The sequence below is a fragment of the Bacillus salitolerans genome, from assembly GCF_042680805.1.
Classification (GTDB): Bacteria; Bacillota; Bacilli; order Bacillales; family SA4; genus Bacillus_CJ; species Bacillus_CJ salitolerans.
Genome location: NZ_JBHUEM010000033.1, coordinates 17,290 through 27,584 on the forward strand (window position 1 = coordinate 17,290; position 10,295 = coordinate 27,584).

Here is a 10,295-nt window from a genome sequence, read left to right on the forward strand (position 1 = left end):
ACGAGCAAAAGCAGATAATGAAAAAAAAGAGGGGGATATCTGTATGAAAATGTTATTGAATGTAATGACTACAATCTTCTTACTATTGGGAGGCGGAGCTATAAATGGTGTTGCTGAAGCTCATCCACATGAACTCACTATGAATCATCACAAAAAGCTTACAGAAGAACAAAAGCAAGAGCTTGCAAGATTACATAAGGAAGCCATTGAAAAACAAAAGAAAATTATTATTAAATATGTGGAATATGGCGTGATTACGGAGGAAAAGGGAAAGCGAATGTTAGAAAAAACAGATAAGTATTATAAAGAATTAGAAGAGCATGATTATATTCCAAGATGGGAAATTAAGACACACTAATTTGCAGGGACATGGGTAATCACCATGTCCCTATTTATAAAATTATCAGAATATTGATTGGTAATGAATGATTTTGGGGTCAATAAAGATTGTTTTTGATCGGAAATGGTTGTTTTTGATTGAAAAATGTAATCGCTTACGATATGATAAGGACATAATCAATAAAAGAAAGTAATTTGGAGGTGACACGGTGCTGACACCGGAAAGACACCGCATTATTCTTGAACTTTTAGAGAAAAAGGAAGTTGTTAAATTACAGGAACTCGTTGAAGCAACCTTTTCATCAGAATCTACCATACGCCGTGACTTAAGTCAGCTAGAGGAAAATAAGCAGTTAAAGCGTGTACATGGAGGGGCCTCTCTACTAAAGCAAAAAAGTGAAGAATTAAGTATTACAGAAAAAGCCACAAAGAACTTGGCTGAAAAAGAAAGCATTGCTAAACATGCAGCTAGTCTTATCCGCGATGGAGATTGTATCTTTCTAGATGCAGGGACGACAACCTACCAGATGATTAGTCATATAAAGGCAAACGATATTAAAGTCGTTACAAATGGACTCACACATTTAGAAGCATTATTTGATAGAAATATAGAAACCTATTTAACAGGAGGCTATATTAAGCAAAAGACAAAAGCATTGATTGGCCGTGGTGCTCTAGAAGGTCTGCAATCGTATCAATTTGATAAAAGTTTTATTGGAGTAAATGGCATTCACCCAAACTACGGCTTTACAACTCCAGACCCTGAGGAAGCGGCCGTCAAGAATTTGGCGATTCATTTAGGGCAAAGAGTGTATGTCTTAGCTGACCACTCCAAATTTCACGATGTGACGTTTGCAAAAGTAGCAAATTTAGAAGATGCAATCGTTATAACAAATGAATCTGATCCCGAAATTCTTGAAGCATTTACAGATAAATTAACAATAGAGGTTGTGACAACATCATGATATACACATGTACATTAAATCCATCTATTGACTACGTTGTTGAACTAGATCAGCTACAGGTTGGTTCGCTTAATCGAACGAAGCAATCCTTTTACTACCCTGGTGGAAAAGGAATTAACGTTTCTAGAGTGCTTAGTAATATTGGAATAGAAAATACAGCTCTTGGATATGTAGGAGGATTTACAGGTCGTTTTATTAAAGACTTTTTATCGAATGAAGGTATTCCACATCAATTTATTGAGGTGGAAGAACCCACTAGAATTAATGTCAAATTAAAGACAAATCGTGAGACTGAAGTAAACGGGGCGGGTCCCTATATTTCTGTTGTAAAACAAAAATCCTTACTGAATTATTTACATTCCTTAACGAAAGAAGACTACCTTGTTTTAGCGGGTAGCTTACCATCATCTATTTCGGTTGATTTCTACACTTCAATTGCACAGCTTTGTTCAAAAAAAGATATTCCTTTTATCATTGATGTATCAGGTCCAGCATTACAAGAGGTGCTCTCCTTTAAGCCGCTTTTGGTAAAGCCAAACCAGCATGAGTTAGGTGATTTACTAGGGGTAACCATTGAAACCAAAGCGGAAGCAGCCTTGTATGGGAAGAGATTAGTCGAACAAGGAGCACAAAATGTCATCGTCTCTATGGGAGGAGCGGGGGCTGTTTTCATTAATCAAGACATAACAGCCTTTGCAAATGTCCCAATAGGAATCGTTCGGAATTCAGTAGGAGCTGGAGATTCCACTGTTGCTGGATTCTTAGCAGCCTATGTAAAAACAGCTGATGTATTACAAGCCTTTCAATTCGGTGTAGCTGCAGGAAGTGCCACTGCTTTTTCATCTGATTTATGTAAAAAGGAACAAGTTGAAAACATCCTTCCACAAGTCAAAGTGGAAAGGGTAGGATAAAGGGGGAATAACGATGAAGATTACAGAGCTATTAAAAGCGGACACAATTATTCTTGATCTGAAATCACAGTCAAAGTCCGACGTAATTAGAGAATTAGCTGATCAGCTTTTTGAAGCAGGAAGACTTGCTGATAAAGATCAATTTATTCAAGCGATTGAAGGAAGGGAAGCCCAAAGTACAACTGGAATTGGCGAGGGGATAGCCATTCCTCATGCGAAAACAAGTGCTGTAAAAATCCCAGCTATTGCCTTTGGGAGATCGAAGCAAGGTATTGATTATGAAGCACTTGATGGACAAATGAGCCATTTGTTCTTTATGATAGCCGCAAGCGAAGGCGCAAACAATGAGCATTTGGAAACCTTATCAAGGTTATCCTCCTTTTTAATGGATCCTCATTTCCGTGAAAAATTAGAAGCAGCTTCATCGGTTGATGAGGTGTTAGCTGCCATTGATGCGAAAGAGGGGGAAGAGGAGGTAGAAGAAGCTCATTCAGAACAGAATATAGGAAAAATACTTGCGATTACCGCTTGCCCAACGGGTATTGCTCATACGTATATGGCAGCAGATTCTCTAAAAGCGAAGGCTAAGGAATTAGGAGTCGACATTAAAGTTCAAACTTGTGGTTCAAGTGGTGTGAAAAACCAACTCACACCTGAAGAAATAGCGGAAGCAAAAGCAATAATTGTAGCAGCCGATACACAAGTAGATTTGTCTCCATTAAAAGGAAAGCATGTCATTCAAGTTCCAGTAGCACAGGCCATTCGTAATCCACAAGAGCTTATTGAGCAGGCGCTTAAACAGGATGCTCCATTGTATAAAGGTTCTGATTCTGATAAGCAAGAGTCGAAGGGGAATCAAGGCACTCAAAGAACAGGCTTTTATAAGCATCTGATGAGTGGTGTTTCTAATATGCTTCCTTTTGTTGTTGGTGGAGGTATTTTAATTGCCATCTCGTTTATTTTTGGAATTAAGGCGTTTGATCCCGAAGATCCTTCGTATCACCCGATTGCGGAAGCCCTTATGACGATTGGAGGTGGAAATGCCTTCGGATTAATGATTCCAGTTTTAGCTGCATTCATCGCAATGAGTATTGCAGACCGTCCTGGTTTCGCACCTGGTATGGTAGGTGGATTTATGGCAGCAAGTGGTGGAGCAGGTTTCTTAGGAGGACTAATTGCTGGTTTCTTAGCAGGATATCTTGTAGTCCTACTAAAGAAGGCTTTTGAAGGATTACCACAATCACTAGAAGGTATAAAACCTGTCTTACTTTATCCCTTATTTGGTATTTTAATTACTGGATTACTCATGATGTATGTCATTATTGAACCAGTCAAAGCCTTAAATGATGCATTAACAGTTTGGTTAGAGGGAATGGGAGCAGGTAACCTCATATTCTTAGGACTTCTGTTAGGTGGTATGATGGCAATTGATATGGGTGGACCGATTAATAAGGCTGCATTTACATTTGGTATTGCGATGATTGATGCAGGTAACTATGCACCACATGCGGCAATTATGGCAGGGGGAATGGTCCCGCCATTAGGTATTGCTCTAGCAACGACGTTATTTAAAAGAAAGTTCACTAGATCTGAACGTGAAGCAGGTAAAACAAACTATATTATGGGTGCTTCCTTTATTACAGAAGGTGCGATACCATTTGCTGCTGCAGACCCTGGTAGAGTTATTCCCTCAATCGTTGTGGGATCTGCAGTCGCAGGAGCCCTTTCGATGGTCTTTGGTATTGGCTTACCAGCACCACACGGTGGAGCGTTTGTGATCCCTATTGTGAATGGGAATCCACTATTATATATACTAGCAATTGTGATTGGAGCAATCATTACTGCCTTAATGCTAGGTTTTTGGAAGAAGGAAGTAAAAGAATAACAACTCCAAAGGCACAAATGCATAGCATTTGTGCCTTTGCGATAAACTTTTTAAAGAAGCAAATTCACATGCAAAAGGAGATAGTTAAAATGGCAGAAAGAACATTTACGATAACAAGCGAGTCTGGGCTTCATGCACGTCCAGCAACGGTTTTAGTCCAAACAGTAAGTGGTTTCGATAGCGATATCAATTTGGAGTACAATGGGCGAAGTGTAAATTTAAAATCAATTATGGGTGTTATGTCACTAGGTGTTCCAAAAGGATCAACAATAAAAGTAACAGCTGAAGGATCTGATGCAGATGTAGCATTGGATGCTGTCGAAGCAGCTTTAAAAAAGGAAGGTTTAGGGGAGTAACATGACAGAAAAGATCAAAGGGATTGCTGCCTCAAACGGAATTGCAATCGCAAAGGCCTATAAACTTGTTCAGCCTCAATTAGACATAGAAAAAATAGCGATTCAAAATAGTGAACAAGAGATAAACAGACTTAACACAGCAATACAAACATCTTCAGAAGAGCTTGAACATATTAAAGAACAGGCAAGAACAGAATTAGGTGAGGATAAAGCAGCGATATTTGCAGCACACCTTCTTGTTTTACGGGATCCGGAGCTTATTCAGCCTGTTCAAGACAAAATAAAGCAAGAACAAGTAAATGCAGAATACGCATTACATGAAACCGCAAGCCAATTTATTCAAATGTTTGAGCAAATGGATAATGAATATATGAAAGAACGTGCTGCTGATATACGAGATGTTACAAAAAGGGTTGTAGGTCATTTACTTGGAGTTGAAATTCCAAATCCGAGCTTACTTACTGAAGAGGTTATTATCGTAACTGATGATTTAACACCTTCAGATACAGCACAGTTAAATCGAAAGTATGTAAAAGGCTTTACAACTGATATTGGCGGAAGAACCTCTCATTCAGCTATTATGGCTCGTTCTATGGAGATTCCGGCAGTTGTTGGAACCAAGACGGTAACAGCTGATATCCAAACAGGAGACCTATTAATAGTGGATGGTTTAGATGGTTTCGTATTTATTAATCCAAGTGATGAGATTATTCATACTTATCATCAAAAGCTGAGTGACTATAATGAAAAAAAGGCAATATGGGCAGCCTTAAAGGATCAAAAGACGGTCTCAGGTGATGGACATGTTGTTGAATTAGCTGCAAATATTGGAACTCCTGAAGATGTTAGAGGAGTTTTAGATAACGGAGGAGAAGGGGTTGGACTGTACCGAACCGAATTTCTTTATATGGGCCGAGATCAGCTTCCAACTGAAGAAGAACAGTATACAGCTTACAAAAAAGTGTTAGAGAGTATGGGAGGTAAACCTGTCGTCGTAAGAACATTAGACATCGGTGGAGATAAAGAGCTTCCTTATCTACACTTACCAAAGGAAATGAATCCGTTCCTTGGCTATCGAGCTATTCGTCTTTGTCTAGAAGAACAGGATATTTTCCGTACTCAGCTTCGTGCTTTGCTTAGAGCAAGCACACAAGGTAACCTCAAAATCATGTTTCCCATGATTGCAACAATAGAAGAGTTTATACAAGCAAAAAGTATACTTTTAGAAGAAAAATCTATACTACAATCGAGCGGGATCGAAGTTTCTGATCAAATTGAAATTGGGATGATGGTTGAAATTCCTTCGTCAGCTATACTAGCGGATCAGTTTGCAAAAGAGGTTGATTTTTTTAGCATAGGTACAAACGATTTAATTCAATATACATTGGCAGCTGATCGCATGAATGAAAGGGTATCCTACTTATATCAGCCGTATCATCCAGCGATATTAAGGCTTATCAATATGGTAATTGAAGCAGCTCATAGAGAAGGGAAATGGGTTGGAATGTGCGGGGAAATGGCAGGAGATCAAATGGCCATACCAATCTTACTAGGTTTGGGATTAGATGAATTTTCTATGAGTGCATCATCAATATTACCAGCTCGCTCACTTATAAAGAACCTTTCAAAGGCAAAGCTTGAATCCCTTAAAGGAGAAATCCTTTCAAAAAGCACTGCTGAAGAAGTGCTGGAAGTTGTAAAAAAGTTAATTAATCCATAACCATTAGTTAGAGTAGATTTGGAGTTGCAAAAAGAGTTGTTGCCCGAAAAGTTGGAGTTGCTGAAAAAGTTGTCAGAGTTGCCGATAAAATTTTCAGAGTTGCTGATAAACGCACCAAAGTTGACGGTAAAATCGAAAGTTGATGATAAATTCAAAAACTTGCTGATAAAATCATATAGTTGCTGAAAAAATTCAAATAGTTGCCGATAATATCGAACAAGTTGATAATAAAATTCCAGAGTCTATAAAAAAGACGAGATAACAGCCAAATGGATCTTGCAAAACTAGTAGGGAAGCTTATATGGCAAAATTTTACGAAAAAAATGCCCAAAATGAATAAAAAATTGCACAATTCTATAGAAAATGCCGTATTTTTAAGGGTGAGTGTAAGAGGCGAGATTCCTTCAAAGAACGGCTGGCTGGAGAACATGCAGGGAATTACGCTGAGGGAAGAGGGGTACTTATGGTGAATCTTTGCCAAAGTTGCTACCTCCTGTCGCAAATCAAAGAAATGCCAGTACATCCAGTACAAGCTCGGAATGGGAGTCCCTTCATGGGAACCTAGCAAAAAGAAAAGAATAGCAGACAGCAGAGTTCTGCTCTTTTTTTTTGCTAAAAGCAGGAAGAGTATAAACGATTACTGTAGGAGGAACCCGCTCTATATGATTCGAAGAAGTGTAAGTGGAGGATAAGGAAAACCTCCACTGATTGAAGTTGAAGTTTCCCCTTATCGAAAAATTACCTATTAAAGATACAAAGTAGTAAGTGAGTAGTAAGTAAAGCATCTTCATGCAACGGATGAAGGCCCTAGGCAAAAGTTGAAGGGGGTATATCGTTGTCTGAGGATGCTTTTTCATTTACACGTTCATAAGAAATAAAAGGTTACCTACATTATTTTTTACCTGAAACAAATAATAGGGGTATATAGGAAGAAAGTAGAGGTGTGAATCACATGATAAAAATAAAAGAATATAGAATACTTAAAGTAATGAATGAAGAAGTATTAATGATTTACTTAGATGAAAATCTAACTGAGTTTTCTACTGAGTTTAGTGAGGAACTAGGTGAAAAACAATCATTACATTCAACTATTCAATCATATGTAAAAAATAATATTAAACATTTTTCCGGTAACGTAGTGAAGGTTGTTGTGGGGTCTGTTATAGTGACGACCTTAATGATGAATGACCCGAATAATAAGGCAGAAGCTCAAACTACTCAGCATACTGTGGGGCTAGGAGATTCTTTATGGAAAATTGCTCAAACCTATAATGTTACAGTTGATCAACTCAAATCAACAAATCAATTAACAACAGATGTCCTAAAAGTTGGACAGGTGTTATATATACCCCCTAGTGGTCAATTAACTAGTACCGCAACGTACACAGTTCGCACAGGTGATAGCTTGTCAGTGATTGCAAAAAATTATCAAACGACGGTGGATCAAATCAAGCAACTGAACGGTTTGACAGGAGATACCATCAAAGTAGGCCAAACGCTAATAGTCCCTATATCTCAATCTTCAGCTAATCAAGGAATAACCACAAGTGAACGTACATTAGGGACGTATACTGTAATTTCTGGTGATAGCCTATCGGTTATAGCCAAAAAGCTTGGAACGACGGTGGATCAAATCAAGCAACTGAACGGTTTGACAGGAGATACGATCAAAGTAGGCCAAACGCTAATAGTCCCTATATCTCTAACTTCAGCTAATCAAGGAATAACCACAAGTGAACGTACACCAGGGACGTATACTGTAATTTCTGGTGATAGCCTATCGGTTATAGCCAAAAAGCTTGGAACGACGGTGGATCAAATCAAGCAACTGAACGGTTTGACAGGAGATACGATCAAGGTTGGTCAAACACTTAAAGTTCCAACATCTGAAGTATCAACTAATCAAGTTGTTAATACGAATTTAAGTACTCAAAAGACGTATACCGTAGTATCTGGTGATAGTTTATCAGCAATTGCTAAGCAGTTTAATAAAAGTGTGGATGAGCTTAAGAGGATCAACAATTTGACAACGGATCACTTGTTTATCGGGCAAGTTCTAAAACTAACAGATACAACAAGCGTGATTAACGCGGGAACTACGTATACGGTTGTGCCAGGTGATTCCCTTTCGGTTATTGCGATGAGAACAGGAACAACGGTTGAAAGTCTTAAAGCAGCTAACGATTTAACAAGTGATGTTATCAGGGCTGGTCAAACGCTTAAAATTCCAGCGAATTCAGAGGGCTCTACAACCAATACAGTAAATGCAAATGAGTATACCGTTGTGTCTGGTGACTCTTTATCTGTGATTGCGAAGAAGACAGGAACAACGGTTGATCAATTGAAATCACTGAACAATTTAACAAGCGATACGATTGTTGTAGGTCAAACGCTTAAAGTTTCAAGTAATAATAATGAAGCTACAAGTTCACCTGTTAATGAAGCGGCAGTAAAAGAAAATACTCTTACCTATACGACCCATATTGTACAATCAGGTGATAATATATGGGATTTAAGTGTAAAGTATGGGATTCCTCAGGCAGAGCTTTTGAGAGCAAATAATTTAACAATGAGCAGCACACTCAAAATTGGACAAGCATTAAAGGTTCCTGTTCATCAAATCGCAATCAAAGAGACAGTTAGTGCGAAACATGGGGAGCTTCTAAACTGGTGGAGTGAGGCACAATATGTTTATAGCATCGGAAAAGTAGCAAAAGTGACAGATTTTGCTACTGGAAAGAGCTTTAACGTTAAGAGAACAGTAGGAGCTAATCATGCAGATGCTGAAACAGTGACAATAGCAGATAGTGATATTGCTAAAAGTATTTGGGGGGGCTATAGTTGGACTCCGAGAGCAGTTATTGTTGAAGTGGATGGGAGAAAAATTGCAGCAAGTATGAGTTTTTATCCTCACGGTGTCGACTATATAGCTGGAAATGGAATAAATGGCCATTTTGATATTCATTTTAAAGACAGTACAAGACATAAGGATGGAGCTGTTGATCCATATCATCAAACTCAAGTTCATAAGGCCGCAGGAGTCACTGCACAATAACAGCGTTCGAACGATAGAAAGGAGGGTGTCACCTGTTTAATTGGAATTTTAGAGAACTAACACTTTCCTTAAAAATATTATTGATGGGGGTTTTAATAGCCCACTTGGCTTATTACTTGGTCCTTCCTGTGTTACCAATTATTTTAAAGGTGTTGAAGGGACTGTCCATTATACAAATTGGAACTGTTCTGGCAGTCAGCTCTTTTTCCTATCAAGGTGGAAGTGTATTAGGAGGTGTTTTAGCAGATAAAATCGGTAGACGATCTATCATTGTCATTGGTGCTTTCTTAAAAGGAATTGCTTTAGTAGGATTTGGATTAGTAGAAACCTTTCCTTTGCTTATCGCAGTTGCTTTTATGAATGGAATAGGTGGTGGTTTAAATGCTCCATCTACAAAAGCTGCTATAGCTGCTTTAGCCTCTGAAGGAGACCAAAAAACGACTGTCTTTTCACTAAGAGGAATTGCAGCCAATATTGGGATTGGAAGCGCCGGATTACTCACGTATTTTCTCATCGGAGAAACCTCGGTTGTTGTGTTCTACATTGCAGCCGCATTATTTGCTGTATTAGGAATTATTAGTTGGATCTTTATTCCTGCCAATTGTAAGGAAGGAGAATGTGAGAAGATTACATTCCAATCCTATTTAGCAATTATGAAAAATAAATCATTTGTTACATTTGCGATATTGAATATTTTCGTGTGGGGACTTTTAAGCCCCCTTATTCATTTGGACACGAACTAGGTTATAAAAGTACACTAAAAGTGTCGATTCTGATGAATAGGAGGTGGTTAGAGTGAAGAAGAAGATCGATGTTATTGAAGATGTGAAAAAGAAATATGTAAGAATGGCATTGGAAACTGGAAACCATTCATCTACTGCTAGAAAAGCTGGTATTTCAAAAGATACATTTAGAAAATGGATGACAGAATATCAAGATGAAATTTTAGAGATGATGGAGCAAGAAGGCACTACCACCCTATCAGAAAATCCGACTAAAAATGAACTTTTAGATAAATATGAACAAGCAATGAGATTGTTGGGTGAAAAAGAGCTTGAAGTTGC

General features: G+C 38.3%; 10 protein-coding genes. All 10 read left to right on the forward strand.

Translation table 11 applies throughout. The features are described 5' to 3' along the window. The first annotated feature begins 43 nt into the window (after positions 1 to 43). On the forward strand, positions 44 to 358 hold the full coding sequence (locus ACFSCX_RS16420; protein WP_377929330.1) for a DUF2680 domain-containing protein: 315 nt from the start codon (positions 44 to 46) through the stop codon (positions 356 to 358). 190 nt (positions 359 to 548) lie between these two features. After that, positions 549 to 1,304, forward strand: a complete 756-nt coding sequence (locus ACFSCX_RS16425) for a DeoR/GlpR family DNA-binding transcription regulator (RefSeq protein WP_377929331.1) — start codon at positions 549 to 551, stop codon at positions 1,302 to 1,304. After that, positions 1,301 to 2,215, forward strand: a complete 915-nt coding sequence (pfkB, locus tag ACFSCX_RS16430) for a 1-phosphofructokinase (RefSeq protein WP_377929332.1) — start codon at positions 1,301 to 1,303, stop codon at positions 2,213 to 2,215. Before ACFSCX_RS16425 ends, pfkB begins: the two co-directional genes overlap by 4 nt. A 13-nt stretch (positions 2,216 to 2,228) precedes the next feature. Then, positions 2,229 to 4,100 carry a PTS fructose transporter subunit IIABC gene (locus ACFSCX_RS16435; RefSeq protein WP_377929333.1) on the forward strand — a complete coding sequence of 624 codons (1,872 nt, stop codon included), beginning with the start codon at positions 2,229 to 2,231 and terminating at the stop codon, positions 4,098 to 4,100. Positions 4,101 to 4,189: 89 nt separating this feature from the next. Further along, a complete protein-coding gene (locus tag ACFSCX_RS16440) occupies positions 4,190 to 4,456 on the forward strand; it encodes a phosphocarrier protein HPr (RefSeq protein WP_377929334.1) in 267 nt (88 codons plus the stop codon). Between the two features lies 1 nt (position 4,457). Next, positions 4,458 to 6,176, forward strand: coding sequence for a phosphoenolpyruvate--protein phosphotransferase (gene ptsP, locus ACFSCX_RS16445; RefSeq protein ID WP_377929335.1), 1,719 nt, complete (start codon positions 4,458 to 4,460; stop codon positions 6,174 to 6,176). A 269-nt stretch (positions 6,177 to 6,445) separates the two neighbouring features. Further along, entirely contained in the window at positions 6,446 to 6,646 is a 201-nt protein-coding gene (locus tag ACFSCX_RS16450) for a hypothetical protein (protein WP_377929336.1), read from the forward strand. Between the two features lie 482 nt (positions 6,647 to 7,128). After that, positions 7,129 to 9,231 (forward strand): LysM peptidoglycan-binding domain-containing protein, encoded by a 2,103-nt coding sequence (locus ACFSCX_RS16455; protein WP_377929337.1) that lies wholly within the window; start codon positions 7,129 to 7,131, stop codon positions 9,229 to 9,231. Between the two features lie 83 nt (positions 9,232 to 9,314). Further along, entirely contained in the window at positions 9,315 to 9,974 is a 660-nt protein-coding gene (locus ACFSCX_RS16460; RefSeq protein ID WP_377929338.1) for an MFS transporter, read from the forward strand. A gap of 52 nt (positions 9,975 to 10,026) precedes the next feature. Next, positions 10,027 to 10,295: transposase (locus tag ACFSCX_RS16465; RefSeq protein WP_377929339.1), on the forward strand; the 269-nt coding region annotated here is incomplete at its 3' end.